The 19,093-nt window shown below is 75.2% G+C and carries 17 protein-coding genes and 1 tRNA gene; 10 read left to right on the forward strand and 8 right to left on the reverse strand.

Annotation, left to right across the window (positions count from 1 at the left end; genetic code table 11):
• Positions 1 to 12: 12 nt before the first annotated feature.
• Together ACZ4MH_RS06980 and ACZ4MH_RS06985 are read right to left on the reverse strand one after the other, a co-directional pair.
• On the reverse strand, positions 13 to 1,425 hold the full coding sequence (locus tag ACZ4MH_RS06980; protein WP_467754332.1) for a HAMP domain-containing sensor histidine kinase: 1,413 nt from the start codon (positions 1,423 to 1,425) through the stop codon (positions 13 to 15).
• Positions 1,422 to 2,147, reverse strand: a complete 726-nt coding sequence (locus ACZ4MH_RS06985) for a response regulator transcription factor (protein WP_351601532.1) — start codon at positions 2,145 to 2,147, stop codon at positions 1,422 to 1,424. Before ACZ4MH_RS06985 ends, ACZ4MH_RS06980 begins: the two co-directional genes overlap by 4 nt.
• Before the next feature lie 122 nt (positions 2,148 to 2,269).
• Between ACZ4MH_RS06985 and ACZ4MH_RS06990 the strand changes: the two genes are divergently transcribed.
• Positions 2,270 to 2,845, forward strand: a complete 576-nt coding sequence (locus tag ACZ4MH_RS06990) for a hypothetical protein (protein WP_351601535.1) — start codon at positions 2,270 to 2,272, stop codon at positions 2,843 to 2,845.
• A gap of 58 nt (positions 2,846 to 2,903) precedes the next feature.
• On the opposite strand, the gene ACZ4MH_RS06995 is transcribed toward ACZ4MH_RS06990, so the two are convergent.
• Entirely contained in the window at positions 2,904 to 3,764 is an 861-nt protein-coding gene (locus ACZ4MH_RS06995; protein ID WP_351601538.1) for a spermidine synthase, read from the reverse strand.
• A 98-nt stretch (positions 3,765 to 3,862) separates the two neighbouring features.
• The gene (locus ACZ4MH_RS07000) at positions 3,863 to 4,297 is read right to left on the reverse strand and encodes a hypothetical protein (RefSeq protein ID WP_351601541.1); all 435 of its coding nucleotides are present in this window, start codon (positions 4,295 to 4,297) and stop codon (positions 3,863 to 3,865) included.
• A 231-nt stretch (positions 4,298 to 4,528) separates the two neighbouring features.
• Between ACZ4MH_RS07000 and ACZ4MH_RS07005 the strand changes: the two genes are divergently transcribed.
• Positions 4,529 to 5,923, forward strand: a complete 1,395-nt coding sequence (locus ACZ4MH_RS07005) for a tetratricopeptide repeat protein (protein ID WP_351601544.1) — start codon at positions 4,529 to 4,531, stop codon at positions 5,921 to 5,923.
• Positions 5,924 to 5,973: 50 nt separating this feature from the next.
• On the opposite strand, the gene ACZ4MH_RS07010 is transcribed toward ACZ4MH_RS07005, so the two are convergent.
• Positions 5,974 to 6,567, reverse strand: a complete 594-nt coding sequence (locus tag ACZ4MH_RS07010) for a histidine phosphatase family protein (RefSeq protein WP_351601546.1) — start codon at positions 6,565 to 6,567, stop codon at positions 5,974 to 5,976.
• A 222-nt stretch (positions 6,568 to 6,789) separates the two neighbouring features.
• Between ACZ4MH_RS07010 and ACZ4MH_RS07015 the strand changes: the two genes are divergently transcribed.
• From ACZ4MH_RS07015 to ACZ4MH_RS07045, 7 genes are all read left to right on the forward strand, one after another.
• Entirely contained in the window at positions 6,790 to 7,731 is a 942-nt protein-coding gene (locus ACZ4MH_RS07015; protein ID WP_467754337.1) for a phosphatase PAP2 family protein, read from the forward strand.
• A complete protein-coding gene (locus tag ACZ4MH_RS07020; protein WP_467754339.1) occupies positions 7,640 to 8,977 on the forward strand; it encodes a hypothetical protein in 1,338 nt (445 codons plus the stop codon). The genes ACZ4MH_RS07015 and ACZ4MH_RS07020 overlap by 92 nt, the downstream gene beginning before the upstream one ends.
• Entirely contained in the window at positions 8,968 to 10,620 is a 1,653-nt protein-coding gene (locus ACZ4MH_RS07025; protein ID WP_351602112.1) for a hypothetical protein, read from the forward strand. The genes ACZ4MH_RS07020 and ACZ4MH_RS07025 overlap by 10 nt, the downstream gene beginning before the upstream one ends.
• The gene (locus ACZ4MH_RS07030) at positions 10,617 to 11,975 is read left to right on the forward strand and encodes an AAA domain-containing protein (protein WP_467754341.1); all 1,359 of its coding nucleotides are present in this window, start codon (positions 10,617 to 10,619) and stop codon (positions 11,973 to 11,975) included. Before ACZ4MH_RS07025 ends, ACZ4MH_RS07030 begins: the two co-directional genes overlap by 4 nt.
• Positions 11,976 to 12,089: 114 nt before the next feature.
• Positions 12,090 to 12,473, forward strand: a complete 384-nt coding sequence (locus ACZ4MH_RS07035) for a hypothetical protein (protein ID WP_351599558.1) — start codon at positions 12,090 to 12,092, stop codon at positions 12,471 to 12,473.
• 155 nt (positions 12,474 to 12,628) lie between these two features.
• On the forward strand, positions 12,629 to 13,270 hold the full coding sequence (locus ACZ4MH_RS07040) for a hypothetical protein (RefSeq protein ID WP_351599557.1): 642 nt from the start codon (positions 12,629 to 12,631) through the stop codon (positions 13,268 to 13,270).
• A 112-nt stretch (positions 13,271 to 13,382) separates the two neighbouring features.
• Positions 13,383 to 13,456: transfer RNA gene (locus ACZ4MH_RS07045), tRNA-Lys, on the forward strand.
• 68 nt (positions 13,457 to 13,524) lie between these two features.
• On the opposite strand, the gene ACZ4MH_RS07050 is transcribed toward ACZ4MH_RS07045, so the two are convergent.
• Positions 13,525 to 14,736: a M6 family metalloprotease domain-containing protein gene (locus ACZ4MH_RS07050; RefSeq protein WP_351599556.1), complete on the reverse strand. Its 1,212-nt coding sequence runs from the start codon at positions 14,734 to 14,736 to the stop codon at positions 13,525 to 13,527.
• Between the two features lie 341 nt (positions 14,737 to 15,077).
• Between ACZ4MH_RS07050 and ACZ4MH_RS07055 the strand changes: the two genes are divergently transcribed.
• Positions 15,078 to 16,982 carry a putative bifunctional diguanylate cyclase/phosphodiesterase gene (locus ACZ4MH_RS07055; protein ID WP_351599555.1) on the forward strand — a complete coding sequence of 635 codons (1,905 nt, stop codon included), beginning with the start codon at positions 15,078 to 15,080 and terminating at the stop codon, positions 16,980 to 16,982.
• Positions 16,983 to 17,040: 58 nt separating this feature from the next.
• Here ACZ4MH_RS07055 and ACZ4MH_RS07060 read toward each other — a convergent pair whose 3' ends face one another.
• Positions 17,041 to 18,198, reverse strand: coding sequence for an LLM class flavin-dependent oxidoreductase (locus tag ACZ4MH_RS07060; protein ID WP_467754344.1), 1,158 nt, complete (start codon positions 18,196 to 18,198; stop codon positions 17,041 to 17,043).
• An 85-nt stretch (positions 18,199 to 18,283) separates the two neighbouring features.
• Entirely contained in the window at positions 18,284 to 19,012 is a 729-nt protein-coding gene (locus ACZ4MH_RS07065) for a maleate cis-trans isomerase family protein (RefSeq protein WP_351599554.1), read from the reverse strand.
• Positions 19,013 to 19,093 lie beyond the last annotated feature (81 nt).

Consider the following 19,093-nt stretch of genomic DNA (forward strand, 5'->3'; position numbering starts at 1 on the left):
AAGCGGCGGCGTTCAGCGCGGCCGGGGAACGCGCTGCCGGAGGGCCCGCCGGCGGAGCCGGCCCAGGCGGCGGGCCCGGTGGCGGCGGCCGGCCGGGCCGCGGCCGCGCCTGTCGTGCAGCGCGAGCCAGATGCGTACCTCGGTACCGCCCAGGACCGAGCGGCCGATCCGGACGTCGCCGCCGGTGGACTCCGCGAGACGGCGGGCGATGTCCAGGCCCAGCCCGGTCGAGCCGTCGCCGCCGTGGCCGTGGCCGCGCCGCAGCGCGGCGGCCGGGTCGGCGATGCCGGGCCCCGCGTCCGAGACCAGCACGATCACCGCGTCCTCGGCGTTGTGCACGTCCACGGCGAACGCGGTGCCCTCGGGCGTGTGCCGGAAGACGTTGCCGAGCAGCGCGTCCAGCGCGGCGGCCAGCTCGGGGCGCGCGACGGGGACGCGTACGGGACGGTCCGTGCCCGCCACCCGTACCGTGCGCCCCTCGTCCTCCGCGAGCGCCGACCAGAAGCCCATCCGCTCCCGGATCACCTCGGCCGCGTCGCACCCGGCCGCCGCTGCCGCCTGCTGGGTCAGCGCCTGCTGCTCGCGCGCGGTACGGATGATCTGGTCCACCTCGCGCTCCAGCTGGGCGACGGCGGCGCGGGTGTGCTCGGCGGCCGGGCCCTCGCCGAGCGAGGCCGCGTTCAGGCGCAGCACGGTGAGCGGGGTGCGCAGGCGGTGGCTGAGGTCGGCGGCCAGCTCGCGTTCGTTGGCGAGCAGCTGGACGACCTGGTCGGCCATGGAGTTGAAGGCCACGGCCGCCGAGCGCAGCTCCTTGGGGCCGTCCTCCAGGACCCGTACGCCCAGCTTGCCGTCGCCGAGGTCGTGCGCCGCGCCCGCGAGCCGCTCGGCGGGCCGCACCATCCGGGTACCGAGCCGGTCGGCGACCGCCACCGAGCCGACGATCAGCGCGAGGCCGACCCCGGCGAGCAGTGCCCAGGACGTCGTGACGCCGTTGGTGACCGCCGCTTCGGGGACGAAGACCTCCACTACGGCGGTGCCGGAGGCGACCGCGGTGGGCTGGAGCAGCGAGGAGCCGCCGCGGACGGTGGCGACGGACGCGCGGCCGTACCGCGCGGCCCGCGCGACCTCCGCGGCCCGCGCCCGGCCCGCGCCGATCACCGCGGGCGCGCCGCCCCGGCCCGTCGGCGGTACGTGGACGCCGAGCTGGCCGCCGGGACCGGTCTCGGCGCTGGCGACCGCGCGGGTCAGCGCGGTGCGGTCGGTGGTGATGGCGAGTACCGGGCCGATCGCGGCGGCCTGCCGCTCGGCGTTGGCGAACGCGCGGTCCCGGGCCAGCTCCTTGACGACCATGCCGAGCGGGACGGCGAACGCGATCACCACCATGGCCGTGACCGCGAGCGCGACCTTGACCAGCGCCCATCTCACGGCCGGGGCCCGGCCTGCCGGGGTACTTCCTGCGGGGGCTCCAGCTTCACGCCGACGCCGCGCAGCGTGTGCAGGTAGTGGGGGCTGGCGGCGGTCTCACCCAGTTTGCGGCGCAGCCAGGACAGGTGGACGTCGATGGTCTGGTCGTCGCCGTAGGACTGCTGCCACACCTCGGCCAGCAGCTCCTTGCGGGCCACGACCACGCCGGGGCGCCCGGCCAGGAACGCCAGCAGGTCGAACTCGCGGCGGGTCAGGTCCAGCACGGTCCCGTCCAGCTCGGCCTGGCGGCGCAGCGGGTCGATGGACAGGCCGCCGACCTGGAGTACCCGGGAGGGCGGCGGCCCGCCGCCCGGCCCCTGGTTGCGGGCGCGGCGCAGTACGGCGGCCATCCGGGCGGACAGGTGCTCCACGGAGAACGGCTTGGTGAGGTAGTCGTCGGCGCCGTCGTTGAGCAGCCGGACGATCTCGGCCTCGTCGTCGCGGGCTGTGGCGACGATCACGGGGACGTCGGTGATCCCGCGCAGCATCTTCAGCGCCTCGCGGCCGTCCAGGTCGGGCAGCCCGAGGTCCAGTACGACCACGTCGAAGCCGACCTGGGCCACCTCGCGCAGCGCCTCCAGGGCGGTGCCGACGCTGCGCACGGTGTGTGCGGCGTCGGACAGATGCCGGATGAGAGCCGAGCGGACGAACTGGTCGTCCTCGACCACGAGCACACGAGCCATGGGCGGCACCGTACGCCATTCGGGTGCGGTTCTTGACCGGCCATTGACGATCGTCGTCCGTTTCGTACGGCCCTGCGGCGGAGCGTCGTGCGCGGCGCCCGGGGTGGTGCAGTATGAACCGGGTGCGACGAGGACTGGTTCACGCTGCTGCCTGGACGCTGGCGACGGGCGCCGCGGTCACGCTGTCGTGGTTCGGCGTGCACACGGTCGTCTCCGGTACGGCGTACGACCCGCCGCGCGCGCTCCCGATCTCCGACAACGCGCCCGGCGCGCAGCCCGGTTCCGCGAGCAGCGCCACACCCCGCGCGTCCTCCACCCACCGCCCCAAGCCCTCCGGCACGCCGTCCCCCGCCCCCTCCCCGAGCCGGACCACCGGCCGGCCCCAGGAGGCGCCGTCCTCGCCGCCGCACAGCCCGGCACCGGACCGCTCCTCCGCCGCCCCCGGATCCACCGCGCCGGGCACGGACGCGGGCACGGTCAGGGGCTACCGCACCGACGGCGGCCGGGTCGTCCTGGACCTGCGGGAGACGTACGCCGAGCTGGTCTCGGCCACGCCGGGGCCCGGCTGGCAGATGCAGGTGTGGAAGCAGGACGGCTGGCTCCGCGTCGACTTCACCCGCGGCAACGACCGCACGTCGGTGATCTGTACGTGGAACGGCCACCCGCCGACGGTCACGACGGACAACCACGCGCGGTAGCCCGAAGCAGGGGTGGGGCACACGGGTGCGGCCTCGGTCGAAGGTCCCTGGAGGGGCCTCAGTCGAAGGTGCCCGGCGGCGGCGCGGGCGAGGCGACGGCGGTGGCGTCCGTGACCGGCACGGCTCCCCCGGCGAAGTCCCGCAGTGCGCGCCCGTGTTCGACGCGCCCGGTCTCCGGGTCGGTCGCGGCCCGCCGGGTCAGCTCGGCGACCGGCAGCGGGCCGTCGGCGGCGAGCAGTACGGCGTTCCCGAAGCGCTTGCCGCGCAGCACCGGGGGCGCGGCGGTCAGGCACAGCTCGCCGAAGACCGCGCCCACGGTGGCGATCTGGGCGCGTACGAAGGCCAGCGGCGGGCCGTCCGCGAGGTTGGCCGCGTACCAGCCGCCGGGCGCCAGCGCCCGCGCCGCCTCGCTGACGAATTCCGTACTGGTCAGGTGCGCGGGCGTACGGGCGCCGCCGAACACGTCGGCGATGATCAGGTCGGCCCAGCCGTCCGGGACCTTGGCGAGCCCGGCGCGGGCGTCGCCGCCGCGTACCTTGACGCGCGCCCCGGTCTCCAGTGGCAGCTGCTCGCGGACGAACTGCACGAGCGGCGCGTCGATCTCCACGACCTGCTGGGTGGAGCGCGGGCGGGTCGCCGCGACGTAACGCGCCAGGGTGAGCGCGCCGCCCCCGAGGTGCAGCACGCGCAGCGGCTTGCCGGGCGGGCCCGCGAGGTCGGCGATGTGGCCGAGCCGCCGCTGGTAGGAGAAGTCGAGGTACGCCGGGTCGTCCAGGTCCACATGGGACTGCGGGGCGCCGTCGATCAGCAGCGTCCAGCCGCGCGGCCGGTCCCGGTCGGGCCGCAGCTCGGCGCGGCCACCGGTCACCTCCGCCGTCACCGGCTCCCGCGCCGCACGCGCCCGCCTGTTCTTCGCCATCCGGCCAGTATCCCCGACGGGACCGGGCGGGCCGCGGGCCGCGGGGGCCGCTCAGCGGCTCCGGCCCGGGCGCGGGGCGGCCGTTCGGACACCGGCCCTCAGCGGCAGCGGTCGACGGCCTCGATCGTGCGGGCCGCCTCGCCGAGCGCGGCGCGCAGCACCGCGGGGTCGGTCGCCGCGGCGAAGGCGCCCTCCGGGGGGACCAGCCACCCCGTGCCGGCGACCGGCGGCTCGTCCGCGCCGCGCACGCCGCTCCCCCGCCCGCCGCCGTACGTCTGCGTACAGGCGCTGCCGGGCAGGTCCCAGCCGTCGGCCGTGCCCGGGGGCACCAGAAAGCCGAGGGTGTCGCAGGCGTCGTCGTGCAGGACCGGGCCGACGCCGTCGCGCAGCCGGAGAATGTCCACCGCCTCCAGGCCTTGCCGGGCCGGCACCGTGACAAGGTCGAGGTCGCCGGGCGGCTCGGCGGTCCCGGTGATGCCCGGCACACCCGAAGCGGATTCGACGACACCCTTGCCCACGCCGGCCTCCAGCACGGAAACCCCTCCTCCTGACGCGCCGCTCCTACACCTGATGCAACGCGAAAGCGCGTCAACAGCAACGGCGTCAGGACGCTGTAAAGGATGGCACTTCATGGCGGATGCCGGGTGAGATATCCCTTTTGTAAACAAACTCTCCGTATCGAGGGTGTCACGGACGGTACCGTCGTCCCGCCGCGCCGCCCAGGGTGCGGCATCGCCGCACGGATGGCATGGAGAGGGTCCGCCATGACGTCGCCCACAGGTCCAGCAGCGTCGGCCCGCGACCTGCCGGCCCGCCCGAACACCGCCTTCCGGCAGTTGCGCGGCCGGTTGTCACCCGGCGAGTTCGCGGCTGCCGTGCGCCGGGCCGCCCGTGAGATCGGCGAGCAGGTCTCGTGCGACGCGCGCTACGTGGGGCGCGTCGAGGCCGGGGAGATCCGGTGCCCCAACTACGCCTACGAGCGGGTGTTCCGGCACATGTTCCCCGGCCTCACACCGGCCGACATGGGGTTCGCGCCGCGCGAGACGGTACGCGGACGGGGGGCGCGGGCGCACGCGGGCGCCGCGCTCCCGGCACCGCACGACCACCGCGACACATCCATTCAGAGCTACGAGGAGAGCGACGTGCTGCGTCGCGCGTTCATGACCGGCGGCCCGGCCGCCGCCCTGGGGATCGCCGGCCTGGCGCCCTTCGGGTCCGCAGAGTCCGTACCGCCCCTCACGGGCGGCGGGAGACGTGCGGGAGGAGCCGAGGCGGCGGCCGTGGAGGACGCGGTGCGCCGCATCCGGCTGCTGGACGACCGGCACGGCGCCGAGGGCATCTACCAGCGCGCGGCCCAGCCGCTGCGCGCCGCCTACGAGCTCCTGGACGCCGGGACACACCGCCAGTCGGTCGCCGACCGGCTGCACGCGGGCGCCGGTGAACTGGCCATCTCCGTGGGCTGGCTGGCCCACGACTCGGGCCGCTTCGGGGACGCCCGCTCGCACTACGCGGAGGCGCTGGCCACCGCACGGGTCGCGGGCGACCCGGCCCTGGAGGCGCACGCGTTCTGCAACACCGCGTTCCTCGCCCGGGACGCGGGCCGGCCGCGCGAGGCGGTACGCGCGGCGCAGGCCGCCCAGCACGCCGCGAAGCACCTCTCCTCGCGTCGCCTGCTCTCCTTGCTGGCGCTGCGCGAGGCGGGCGGCTGGGCGGGCCTCGGCGACCGGGCGGGCTGCGAGGAGGCGCTGCTGCGGGCGCACCGGCTCTTCGCCCACGGGCCGTCGGACGCCGACCCGGAGTGGATGTCCTTCTACGGGGACGCCGAACTCGCGGGTCTGGAGGCGCAGTGCTGGTCGGCACTGGGGGAACGGGGGCGCGCGGCGGAGCACGCGCGCCGCGCCGTGGCGCTCCAGGACCCGCACTTCACGCGCAACATCGCGCTGTTCACGGCGGAGCTGGCGGGCGATCTGGCGGGCAGCGGCGCGCCCGACGAGGCGGCCGCCGCCGGGCTCCGCGCCCTGGACCTGCTGGACGAGGTCGGCTCGGCCCGCATCCGTACGATGCTGGCCGGCACGGCCAGGACGCTCCGCCGGCAGCGCAGTGCCGCGGGCGTCGCCGCCTTCCTGGACCGGCACGCGGCGGTGGCACGGCCGGCCTGAGCGCTCGACGGCCCCTGAGGTGCGGCCGCCCGCCTCCGGTCCGGCCGTCGTCAGCCGAGGTGGCCCGTGTCGTTCCAGCGTTCGATGGCCGGGGCGCCGTAGGCCCAGCCGAGCACCGACAGGGAGGTCGGGTCGAGGCGGATACGGGCGCCGAAGGAGATGTCCTCGCCGAGCCAGCGGGCGCACAGCGACCGCAGGATGTGGCCGTGCGCGAAGACGAGCACGTCGCGGCCGCCCGAGCGCACCTCCTCGATGACGCCGTCCACCCGCCGCGTCACCTCGGCGAGCGTCTCGCCCTCGGGGACGCCGTCCCGCCAGATGAGCCAGTCGGGCCGGTCCGCCTTGATCTCGGCGGGCGTCAGGCCCTCGTACGCGCCGTAGTCGACCTCCATGAGCGCGTCCCAGTCCGCCGCGCGGTCCCCGAAGCCGGCCAGCTCGCAGGTCTCCTTGGCGCGGATCAGGGGGCTGGTGCGCACGTCCACGTCCGGGAGCCCGTTCCAGGGCGCGCGGTGCAGCCGCTCGCCGAGCAGCTTGGCGCCGCGCCGGCCCTCGTCGAGGAGCGGGATGTCCGTGCGCCCGGTGTGCTTGCCGGACAGGGACCACTCCGTCTGCCCGTGCCGGGCCAGCAGGATGCGCGGTGCCATGGGATTACCTCTCACCGGCGCGAACCCGCTCGCCGCCGGCCTTGCTCGTTCGTGCCGCCGTACGGGGCCGGCGGCAGTACGTCTCGTTCCGTCCGGTCCATCATCGCGCACCTGTCCCGTACGCCCCACAGGCCCCGTAGCCATACGACGTACAGTCGACAGAACCATACGGCGTACAGTTGATCGCTGCTGACAGCGAGACGGACACGAAGGCTGGACACGGTGAGTACGTTCCGGGTGCACGCCGCACCGCACATCCCCGCAGCACGCGGCACCCGGCCGCCGCACTGGTGGGCCGAGCTGCCGCTGCTCGCGCTCGTCTACGCGGCCTACTCCGCCGGCCGGCTGCTGGCCAGGGGCGACGTGGGCGCCGCCACCGGGCACGGCGAGAAGCTGCTGGACGCCGAGCGGTTCCTGCACCTCGCTGTCGAGCGCCCGCTGAACCGCCTCTTCTCCGGCACGCCCGCACTCGGCATACCCGCCGCCTTCGTGTACGCGGCGCTGCACTATCTGGTCACGCCCGCGATCCTCGTATGGCTGTGGCGCCGGCACCCGGGCCGGTACCGCCTCCTGCGCACCTGGCTGCTGCTCTCCACCTTGATCGGGCTGGTCGGCTTCACGCTGCTGCCCACCGCCCCGCCCCGGTTGCTGACGGCGGTGCACGGCTTCACCGACACGATGGCGGAGTACGCCTCGTACGGCTGGTGGGGCGGCGAGGCGAGTGCGCCCCGGGGGCTGGGCGGGCTGACCAACCAGTACGCGGCGATGCCCAGCCTGCACGTCGGCTGGGCACTGTGGTGCGGCGTCGCGCTGTGGCTGTACGGCGGCTCGCGGCTCACCAGGGCGGTGGGCCTGGCCTATCCGCTGCTCATCACCGTCGTCGTGATGGGCACCGCCAACCACTACTTCCTCGACACGCTCGCCGGCTGCGTCGTCATGGTCCTGGGCCTCCTCCTGGCCCGCCCGGCGCTCCGGCTCGCGGCGGCCGCGCGTGGCGTGATCGCCTCCCGTGCGAGCGGTGGTGCGCCTGGTCTTCACGCGAATGTCGGTGGTGGATGCGAGACTTCCGCAGGTGAACGTTTTCCGCGACAGTCGGCCCGAGCCGGCGGCGGCGCGCGAGGCGCGGCCGCGGCCGGCGACGGGGCTGCGCGCGCGCCTGGCTGAGCTGCGCGGCCCCGGCGTACCGCCCCGCCCGCTGGACGCCAGGGCGCTCGCCGCGCTGGCCGCCAACCCCGGCTGCCGGCGCCGCGCGCTGCTGGACGGCGCGGGCGTGGACAAGGCCGCGCTCGCCCGGGCCCTCGGCTCGCCGGCGCCCTTCGGTCAGTCCCAGTTCGCGATCGCGCGCGGCCATTCCTTCGAGGCGCGGGTCAAGGCCGACGGCGGCGCCGAGCTGATCCGGCTGGCCGCCGAGCATCTCGGGGGCGGTACGGAGCCCCCGGAGCCCGGCGCCGCGGCCACGCCCGACCTGTCGGCGGCCGGCCCGCAGGGGCGCGCCGCGCGGACGGCGCTGGCGCTGCGCGAGGCCGCGGCGCGCGGCGGCTGGACGTTCCTGGACCATCCGATGCTCGCGCTGGACGTGGCCGGTTCGCCCGCGTACTTGGAGCCGGACGCCGTGGTCGTCCACCCCGACGGGCTGTGGAGCGTCATCGAGATCAAGTCGTTCCCGATGATCGACGGGACGGCCGACACGGCCAAGGTGGGCGCGGCGGCCCGCCAGTCGGCGGTGTACGCCCTCGCGCTGGAGCAGGTCGCCGAGCAGGTGGCGCGGCACATCTCCGAGGGCGCGGAGGACGCCCCCGAGGGCGCGGACACCCCCGAGGGCACTGGGCACGCGCCGCGGGTCGGCGACCGCGCTCTGCTGGTCTGCCCCAAGGACTTCTCGAACCTCCCGGCGGCCGCCCCGGTGGACCTGCGCAAGCAGCTGGCCACGACCCGCCGCCAGCTGGGCCGGCTCACCCGGGTCGACGAGCTGGCCGCCGCGCTCCCCGAGGACACCACCTTCGACCTGCGGCTCGCGGACGACGGCAAGACCGCCACCCGGCCGGCCGGGGAGCTGGCGGAGGCGGTGGAGTCGGTCGGCGCGGCGTACGCACCCGAGTGCCTGGCCGCGTGCGAGCTGGCCTTCCACTGCCGCGGCCGGGCCCGCGAGGCGGGCCTGGTGGAGTCGCTGGGCCGCGGCGTGCGCGGCGAACTGGGCGGGCTGCACACGGTCGGCGAGGTACTGGCTGCGGCCTCGGGAGAGGCGCCCGCCTGCACAGAGGGCTCCGCCCGCACGGAGGACCCCGCCGCCGAGGCGCTGCGCCGCGCCGCGGCCCTGCGCGCGGAGGCGCTGGCCTCGGCCTCCGCTGCGGTACCGGCTTCGGTACCGGAGCAGGCCCCGGCCCCCCGTGAGGAGGCGGAATGTCGCTGATCGACGTGCTGGCCAGGATGGAGGCCGTGGCGGCGGGCCGGGCCACGCCGCTCGCGACCGTACGGCACCGCCATCTCTCCCCCCGCCCCCTGGTGTTCGTCCCGCTGACGACCGCAGGCGAGACCGGTGCGCCGCTCGGCGCGCTGGTCGGCACGGACCGCGCGGCGCCGCTGCTGCTGACCGTGCCGCAGCCGCGCGACCGTGACCTGCGGTTCGCGTTCTTCGCCGAGCTGGCCGCCGCCGTCCTGCCGTACGTGGACTCCTTCGCCGACGACGTCGAGCCCGCCGAGCGCAAGGAGACCGACCCGCAGACCGGCAAGCGGGTCACGGTCGAGACCGAGCTGTGCGCGGACGCGCCGCAGGTGATCGTGGCCAGTGCGGCGGGCGTGGAGTTCGTCCGGCTGCTGGGCCGCTCCATGCGCTTCCGGCGGACGGCCGAGCAGGACCCGGACACCCCGCATCCCGCGCCGCCGCACGTCCCGCTGCTGGGCCGCTGGCTCACCCACCTCGGCGAGCGGTCCCGGGTGCCCGGAGCCAGCCTGCTGCTGCCGATGACCGGGCTGCTCTCCCGGCACTGGGCGACCGGCCAGAGCCTCGCCGAGGACCAGCACCTGGGCGCGCTGCTCGCCTGGATCGACCCGCCGGAGGGCGAGTCGGGGCAGGACGCCGCGCTGCGTGCCGAGACCGCCCGGGACGCGCGCGGGCAGCTGCTGTGCCCGCCGGCCGGCCCGGCCACGGACCCGGCGTTCGACAACGGCCTGCTCGCGCCGGCCATCGCGCGGTACGACGCCGGACTGCCCGGCGCGCGCGAGGAGTTCGACGCGCTGGTGGCGAGCGTGCTGCGGCCGACCTGGGACGCGGTGTGGCGCGGCATCGACCTGCTGCGCGCGCTGCCCGAGGGCGCGCGGGTGGCCGACCGCTGGCGGCGGGACCGCCGGTCCTACACCGCGCACCGGGACCGGGTGCGGTCCGGGGAGCCGCCGCAGCCCCGGCTGGACGACGCGGTCACGGCCGCGCAGAAGCTCGCCTCCCGGGAGACCGCGCAGGCCCAGCTGGACGCGCAGGAGGCGCTGGACGATCCCCTGGTGATGGCCGGGCGGCGGCTGACCGGCGAGGCGATGGAGGGCGAGGTGACCGAGGTGGAGATGGCGATGTCCGAGGGCAAGCGGCCGATGCCCCGGCCGCTGGTCACGCTGCGCACGGGCGACCGGCCGCAGCTGGAGGAGCGGGCCAGGCTGTACCGCCCGCTGGAGGGCGGGAAGACGCAGACCGCGGAGTTCGTGACGTACGTACCGGAGCAGCCGGGCACGCTGATCGTGCGGCTGACCGGCGGCATGGGGCGCGGCAAGACGCCGGAGCCGGGCTCGGTGCCGGAGAAGGGCGACCGGGTGTGCTGGACGCTCTTCGAGCACGCGCCGCGCGGCGGCCCCGAGCTGCCCGACCCGGAGGACACGCCGTGGACGCACGGCGGACCGCCGCCGGGCAGCGGCGACGGCGGTACGGCCGTCCCGGCGCGGGCCGCGGCGCCCGCGCCCGCGCAGACCCCCATCTCCACGCCCGCGCAGGCCCCCGCGCCCGCATCAGTGCAGGCCACCGCCCCGCTCCCCGATCCCGACCCCGTGACCGCGGAGGACTTCCTGTGAGCCGCGGAATTCCCGCCCCGGCCCGTACGGCCTTCGACCCGGGCGCCGCGGCCACCGCCGCGACCGAGGCGATCCTGCGCGACACGCTGCACGGCGACCGGCGCGGCGTCGTCGTGGACTCGCCGCCGGGCGCGGGCAAGTCCACGCTCGTGGTGCGCGCCGCGCGTGAACTGGCCGCGGCGGGCCGCCCGTTGATGATCGTCGCGCAGACCAACGCGCAGGTCGACGACCTGGTGCTGCGGCTGGCCGAGAAGGACCCCGAGCTGCCTGTCGGCCGGCTGCACAGCAGCGAGCCCGGCGCGTACGACCCGGCGCTGGAGGACGTCCCCTCCGTCCGTACGGCCGCGAAGGTCGCCGACCTCAAGGGTCTCCCGATCGTCGTCGCCACCGCGGCGAAGTGGGCCTACACGAAGGTGGACGAGCCCTGGCCGCACGCGATCGTGGACGAGGCGTACCAAATGCGGTCGGACGCGCTGCTGACCGTGGCGGGGCTCTTCGAGCGGGCGCTGTTCGTCGGCGATCCGGGCCAGCTGGACCCGTTCAGCGTGGTGGGTGCCGACCAGTGGGCGGGTCTGTCGTACGACCCGTCGGCGAGCGCGGTCTCGACCCTCCTCGCGCACAATCCGGATCTCCCGCAGCACCGCCTGCCGGTCTCCTGGCGGCTGCCGGCCTCGGCGGCGCCCCTGGTGTCGCACGCGTTCTATCCGTACACCCCGTTCCGCAGCGGTACGGGCTACGGCGACCGGCGGCTGACGCTGGGCGTGCCGTCGGACGGCTCGGCGGTGGACCGGGTGGTGGACGAGGCGGCGGAGACCGGCTGGGGCCTGCTCGAACTGCCCGCGCGCCATACGCCGCGCACGGACCCCGAGGCGGTGCAGGCGGTGGCGCAGGTGGTGCGGCGGCTGCTGGACCGCGGCGGCGCGACGGTCAGCGAGCGCGGGCCGGACCCGGCGCCGCTGACCGCCGACCGGATCGCGGTCGGCACGGCGCACCGGGACCAGGCGGCGGCGGTGCGCGCCGCGCTGTCCGGGCTGGGCGTCACGGGCGTCGCGGTGGACACGGCGAACCGCCTCCAGGGCCGGGAGTTCGACGTCACGGTCGTCCTGCACCCGCTGTCCGGGCGCCCGGACGCGACGGCCTTCCACCTGGAGACGGGCCGCCTGTGCGTACTGGCCTCGCGGCACCGGCACGCGTGCATCGTGGTGTGCCGCGAGGGCGTGACACAACTGCTGGACGAGCACCCGTCCACGGAGCCGGTCCAGCTCGGCGTCACGGTCAAGTTCCCGGACGGCTGGGAGGCGAACCACGCGGTACTGGCACACCTGGCGGAACACCGGGTGCCGTGGCGGCCGTAGCGACCGTGGGCCCGGGTGCCGGGGCGGCCGTAGCGGCGGGGGTCCCGGCTGCAAGGGGCGTACTTGCGCGGCGCGGGACAATGGGACGCGGCACACGATTCTGGAGGTAGGTACATGTCCGAGCCGCAGTCGGCTCCCGATCCGCGCGGTGCGGCCCCCGCGCCCCGGCGCCTGAAACCGGCGCCGCTGCTGTTCGAGCCGCCCGAGGCCACGGCGGACCCCGAGCACTTCTTCGACCTGGAGTCGATCGAGGACCCCCGCGAGCTGCTGTCCCGCTCCACGGAGCTGGCGCTCGCCTTCCGCGCGGCGGCCGACCGGGCGACGGAGTTCCAGGCGATGGCGGCGGCGCAGCTCGCCGATCCGCGGCGGTTCGACCGGCTGCCGATGGCGGTGCTCGCGGAGCGGTCCGGCTGGACCGAGGACTACGCCCGCAAGATGGTGGAGTTCGGCCGCTCGCTCATGCGCGACGGCGGCACCCACCCGGACGAGGTCGGATAGACCGGCCCGACGAGGTCGGCCGGACCGACCCGAGGCGGCGGTGATCATGGGCCGTTGGCATATGCGGGTAGGAAGATACTCCGTCTCACTCTCCCGTGTCCCGTTTTCCGGCAATCCGCAGAAACGGAACCTCTGCTACCGGTAGACCTGACGTCATGAGTGACTGGCCCCAGCCCCCGGCCCCCGACCTCCACCTCGCGTCGTACGTCACGCTCGCCGGTGCCGACTGGCTCGCCTCGGCGAGTCCGCACCCCCGTCGGGTACACCACCTGTGGGCCACCCATCCCACGGTGCCGAGCGTGCTGCCCTGCGGCACGGTGTTCGACGTGATCAACGCCCCCGCCCTCTTCGGCCGCCGGATGGCCGACTGCTTATGGGCGGGCCCCGGCTCCGGACCGGTCGCCGTGCATCGCGGCCGGGTGCTGCTGTTCGCGGCCCGCGGCACCGCCCAGCGGCTGCCGGCGCTGCTCTCCTGGGAGGAGTGGGCGCGGTCGGTGCCGCCGCTGCTGTGCCACGGCACGGGGGACGCGGTGAGCATTCCGCCGCTGCACCCCTTCGCGCCCGCGCCGGACGCCCCGCCGCCGTCCTCGCGCTGGCTGGTCGCCCCGGATGTCCGCGATCCCTGGCTGCCCGGCCCGGACGTCCTGCTGTGGGCGTGCGTACGAGCGGCCCGCTCGGCCCCCTCGGAGAGCCCCGCCGCGCCCGACGCCGCACGCCCCGCCGCGCCGGACCCCGTACACCCGACCACGCCCGACCCCGAACGCCCCGCCACGTCCGGCGCCGGCGCCCGCCCCTGAGCGCCGCGCCCGAAGCACCCGCGCCAACCAAGTCGATCACCTGCTCGATCACCTGCGGCGAATCGATTTTTGCCCTCCCCGATCAGGGTGCTAAGGTTTTCCACGTCAGCAGGCGCCGCTAGCTCAGTTGGTTAGAGCAGCTGACTCTTAATCAGCGGGTCCGGGGTTCGAGTCCCTGGCGGCGCACAGACAGCGAAGGCCCTCACTCCGGTGAGGGCCTTCGTCGTGTGCCGGGACGGCCGGCGGCCGCGGGCTCACTCGCGCGTGATCCGGACCGTCCAGTCGCCCGCCACCGTCCGGCCCGTCACCGCCACCCGTACGCCATCCCCCGCGTCCAGGCTCTCGCCGACGTCCAGCGGCGCGTCCGCGAGCGGCGGGTGGACCGAGGCGCCCCAGCAGGCCGAGGAGTGCGGGTGGCCGTCGAGCACCTGCACCGGGCCCTCGCCCGAGGGCGTGGCGCTGCGGACGCGGTAGACGAGTACGCCCTCGCGGCAGATGCCCCGGTCGTTGCCGGTCGCGTCCCGCGCCTCCACCGCGATCGCGCTGCTCTCCCCGGTACGGGCGACGAGCAACCGCGACCGCTGCCGGTCACCGGGGCGTACGGGTGCGGAGAGGGGGTGCAGCGTGCGCACCGTGCTCCCGCTCCCGGGGATGCAGTCGACCTGGCGGTCGGCGAGCCAGCCGAGCTTCCACTTGTGCCAGGCGAAGGGCTCGGGGGCCATCCCGAACTGGCTGCCCATGAGGTCCCAGTCCCCCACATGGGTGTCCCAGTCGCCCATGCCGTCGGCCGGCCGGTGGTAGAGGTCCGGCAGGTCGAAGACGTGGCCGGTCTCGTGGGCGAGGACGTTGTGGTCCGGCGGGTTGTTCTCGAAGACGGTGACGAAGCGGTGCAGCGGGGCGCCGTCCGCCGTCAGCGGCTGGTCGAGGTTGACGACCTTGGTCGCGTCGGAGTCGACACCGGGCGCGTCCGGGTCGGCGACCAGGTAGACCATGTCGTACCGGCTGAAGTCCACCTCCGCGTCGGCCGCCGCCACCGCGTCGTCGAGGTAGGCGCTGCGCCCGGCGGCGTCCCAGTCGCGCTGTATCCCGTACGCGACGGACGTGCGCGGCATCTTCACCCAGTGCCGCTGGACGTGGGGGCGCAGCCGGAACCTGCCGTACGAGGCCGTCTCGAAGAAGCGGGTGGTGGCGGGGAAGTACTCGGTGGCCAGCCGGCGGGGCGCGACGCGCGGCCGCGCGTCGGGGAAGGACAGGAAGACCATGACGGCGTCGAGGCTGTGCAGCGGGCGCGCGTAGGTGCCGTTCCAGGAGTCCAGGCCCTCGGAGTGGTGGACGTCCGCGCGGGGCAGGGCGCAGGAGAGCGTGGCTTCGGAGGCGGTGGCGGGGGCGGCGACGATGGAGGTGGCGATCAGGGCGACCAGCGAGGTGGCGATCGCGGCGAACCGCCGCAGTCGTCCGCGGTCCACCCCCTGGAGTGTCTGGGAGTGCGGCACATCGACCTCCCGGAACGGATTCGGAACACCCCATCCACCCTGTGGTGGTTCGTCGGGGTTCGTCCTGTTCCATGGGGCCAGTTGAGTGACAGCTACACCCCGCTCCGTGATCACGGAACGTCACAATCGCTCGATCAGCAACGGTCGCCGAACAGACGCGCGCAGAAACCATCAAACATCCGTCATCGATGGCGATCGCCACGGTTGTGTTGCTGGCTAGGCCGTCCGGGAAACCTCTATGATCGCCACACTTACACCGCGGATTCCCCTTCCCCGAGACCGACCGACCGGACCAGCGCCAGCGGGAGCGAGCAGTGAGCGGACACTCCGACGGCACGAGCCGCGCCCCCGGAGCGACACTGCCCTCGGTCACGGAGGGTGAGGAAACGGCCAACGAATGCGACGGCGCCGCGCATACGGGCGCCGAGCACACCGCCGCACCGGACGACGCTCCCGGCACCACCCCCGGCACCGCCCTCGCCCCCCTCCACGTCTCCCCCGGCGGCTACCGCGCCGCCTTCGAGGCCGCCCGGCTGCCGATGGCCGTCCTCGGCCGCGACGGGCTGGTGACCGCCGCCAACCCCGCCTTCGGCGAGCTGCTGGGCAGGGACCCGCGCGCGCTGGTCACCGCCGCCGCCGCCGACCTCACCGACCTCGGCGGCGACCCGCACATCTGGACCGCGTACCGCGACGTGCTGGCCGGCCGCAGCGACCGGCTGCGCTGCACCCGCCGCCTGAAGCACCCCGAGGGCCACTCCCTCTGGGCCGAGGTGAGCGTCGAGCCGCTGCCCGGCGGGGACCGCGTCCTGCTCTCGGTCACGGACGTCAGCGACCGGCACGACCTGCAGGCCCGGCTGCGCCACCTCCAGATGCACGACCCGGTGACCCGGCTGCCCAACCGCGCCCTGTTCTTCGAGCGGCTGGCCGCCGCCCTGGAGTCGGCGACGTACGACCGGGGCGGCACGGGCCGGATCGGCCTGTGCTACCTCGACCTGGACGGCTTCAAGGCGGTCAACGACACGCTCGGGCACCGCGTCGGCGACCGGCTGCTGGGCGCCGTGGCGCAGCGGCTGGCCCACTGCGGCGAGCGCCCCTCCGGCCGGGCCGGGCGCGGCGGGCAGCTGGTGGCCCGGCTGGGCGGCGACGAGTTCGCGCTGCTGGTCGAGGACTCCACCGGTACCGAGCAGCTGGCCGACCTGGCGCAGTCCGTACTGGACGCGCTGCAGCGCCCCTTCGACCTGGCGGGCCAGCGGCTGTCGGTCTCGGCGAGCATCGGAGTGGTCGAGCGGGCCGCGGCCGGCACGACGGCGACGGGCCTGATGCAGGCCGCCGACACGACGCTGTACTGGGCCAAGGCGGACGGCAAGGCCCGCTGGACGCTCTTCGACCCGGAGCGCAACGCGCACCGCATGACCCGCCAGGCGCTCTCCAGCACGCTGCGCCCGGCCGTCGACCGCGGCGAGTTCACGCTGGAGTACCAGCCGCTGGTCGGGCTCGGCGACGGCCGGGCGCAGGGCGTGGAGGCGCTCGTACGGTGGCGGCACCCGCAGTTCGGGACACTTCCGCCGAATCGGTTCATCGGATTGGCGGAGGAGAACGGCGCGATCGTCGAGCTGGGCCGCTGGGTCCTGGAGCGCGCCTGCCACCAGGCGCGTGCCTGGCAGCTGGCCCGCCCCGAGGAGCCGCCGCTCTTCGTGAGCGTGAACGTGGCCGTCCGCCAGGTCTGGGACTCCGACCTGGTCGCGGACGTGGCCGGGATCCTTGCCGAGACCCGGCTGGCGCCCGAGCTGCTGCAGCTGGAGCTGACCGAGTCGGCCGTGATGGGCTCGGCGGGCCGCCCGCTGCAGGCCCTTCAGGCGCTCAGCGACATGGGCGTCCGGATCGCCATCGACGACTTCGGCACGGGCTACTCCAACCTGGCCTACCTCAGCCGGCTGCCCGTCTCCGTACTGAAGCTGGACGGCTCCTTCGTCCGCGGCTTCCGCTCCGAGGAGCATCCGAACCCGGCGGACGAGACGATCGTCGAGGCGCTGGTGGCGCTGGCGCACCGGCTGGGCCTGACGGTCACGGCGGAGTGCGTGGAGAACGCCGAGCAGGCCGAACGGCTGCGCCGCATCGGCTGCGACACCGGTCAGGGCTGGCTGTACGCCCGCCCGCTGCCGGCCGACCGGATCCCGGCGCTGCTCGCGGGGACCGGGGGCCCAGCAGAAAACACATAAGAAAGAGGGGAAGCGGGGCCGACAGGAGCTACCGCGCCCCCGCCGGCCCCGTCCCCCGTCAGGCGCCCCCGCCCGGCAGCCCGTACGCGTCCGCGATCAGCTCGTAGGAGCGGAGGCGGGCCGCGCCGCCGTGGGCGTTGGCGGTGATCATCAGCTCGTTGGCGCCGGTGCGCTTGGCGAGGTCGTCCAGGCCCTGGCGGACCGCGTCGGGCGTGCCGTACACGACGTTGCCGAGCCAGCTCTCGACGAAGTCCTCCTCGACCATGCTGTACGGGTGGTTCTCCGCCTCCTCCGGCGTGGGCACCAGGCCGGGGCGGCCGGTGCGCAGCCGGACCATGGACAGCGCCCCGGCCAGCACCTGCCGGCGGGCCTCCGCCTCGGTCTCGCTCGCCAGCGCGCCGACGCCGATCAGCGCGTACGGCTCGTCCAGCACGGCCGAGGGGCGGAAGGTCTCGCGGTACAGGTCCAGCGCGGGGATCGTGTTCTGCGCGGAGAAGTGGTGCGCGAAGGCGAACGGCAGGCCGAGCTGGGCGGCGAGGCGGGCGCTGAAGCCGGAGGAGCCGAGCAGCCAGACCGGCGGGCGGTGCGCGGACTGGACGCCGCCGGGCGAGGTGGCCTGGACGGGGCCCGGGACCGCGTGGATGCGGGCGTACGGGTGCCCGTCGGGGAAGTCGTCGTCCAGGAAGCGGATCAGCTCGGCGAGCTGCTGCGGGAAGTCGTCGGCGCCTTCGTTGAGCCGCTCGCTGCGGCGCAGCGCGGCGGCGGTGGCGCCGTCCGTGCCGGGCGCGCGGCCGAGGCCGAGGTCGACACGCCCTGGGGCCATCGCTTCGAGGGTGCCGAACTGCTCGGCGATCACCAGGGGCGCGTGGTTGGGCAGCATCACGCCGCCCGAGCCGAGCCGGATGGACTCGGTCTGCGCGGCCAGGTGGGCCAGGATGACGGCCGGCGAGGAGGAGGCGACGCCGGGCATGGAGTGGTGCTCGGCGACCCAGTAGCGGTGGTAGCCGCGGCGCTCGGCCGTCTGCGCGATGGCGGCGGCGGTGCGCAGCGCATCGGTGGCGGTGTTGCCTGCGCCGACGGTCAGCAGGTCCAGCACGGACAGCGGTACGGGCGCGGTGCCGTGCGCCGTGCCCCGGATCTCGTCGGTGCCGGGTGCGCCGGAGGCCCGGCCGGATTCGGGGGCCGGGCCCCGGCGCTCGTCGTGGTGGCCGCTCACGGTGCGGGTCCTCCTAGGTAGCGGGTCGTCCCCGCCACCAACCGGAGTACATCTCCGTTTATTCCCGCGCGTGGCCGGCCCCCGGTCAGCCCTCCCGCCGCGGCCCCGCGAAGAGGGTCCCCAGCTCCGGCCGGACGATCTCCCGGTCCAGCAGCCGCAGGCCCTCCCACACGGTGACCTGGTTGGCGGTGAGCACCGGCTTGCGCAGCGCCTCCTCCACGGCGGGGAGGTACGCGGCAGTGTGCAGCGCGGTGTCGGGCAGCAGGACCACCTCGGCGTCCGGATGGTCGCCCGTACGGGCGAGGTGCAGTACTTCCTCCAGGCCCCACGTGCCCACCTCGGCCGCGGTGATGATGCCGCTGCCGCGGGTCGAGACGACCTCCGTACCGGACGACTTCAGGAAGGCGTGGAAGTGCTCGGCCACGTCCTCCGGATAGGTCGCCGCGATGGCCACCCGCTCGGCACCCAGCGCCTGCACGGCCCGCGCGAACGCGAAGGAGGTACTGGAGGCGGGCAGCCCGGCGGTCGCCGACAGCTCCCGGACCTGCTCCTGCGCGCCCTCCCAGCCGAAGACGAAGCTGGCGCTCGTGCAGGCCCACACGACGGCCTCCGCACCCCGGTCCTTCAGGTCGGCGACCCCTGCGGCCAGCCGCGCCGCCGACCCCATTTCGAGCAGGGCGTCCACCCGGTGCGCGTCCTCACCGATGTCGGTGTGGACCAGCGGCAGCCGGACGCCGCCGCCCAGGAGGGACTCGATACGGGGGTAGTCGTCCTCGGCGGAGTAGCCGGGGTAGAGGAAGCCGACCGTGGCCATGCAGATCTCCCATACGTGGTGCGGATGCGGGTGTACGGAGCGACGTGCTGTTCAGCTGGCGTACGCGCCGGCGGCCAAAAG

Source organism: Streptomyces sp. NPDC026301 (assembly GCF_055567935.1).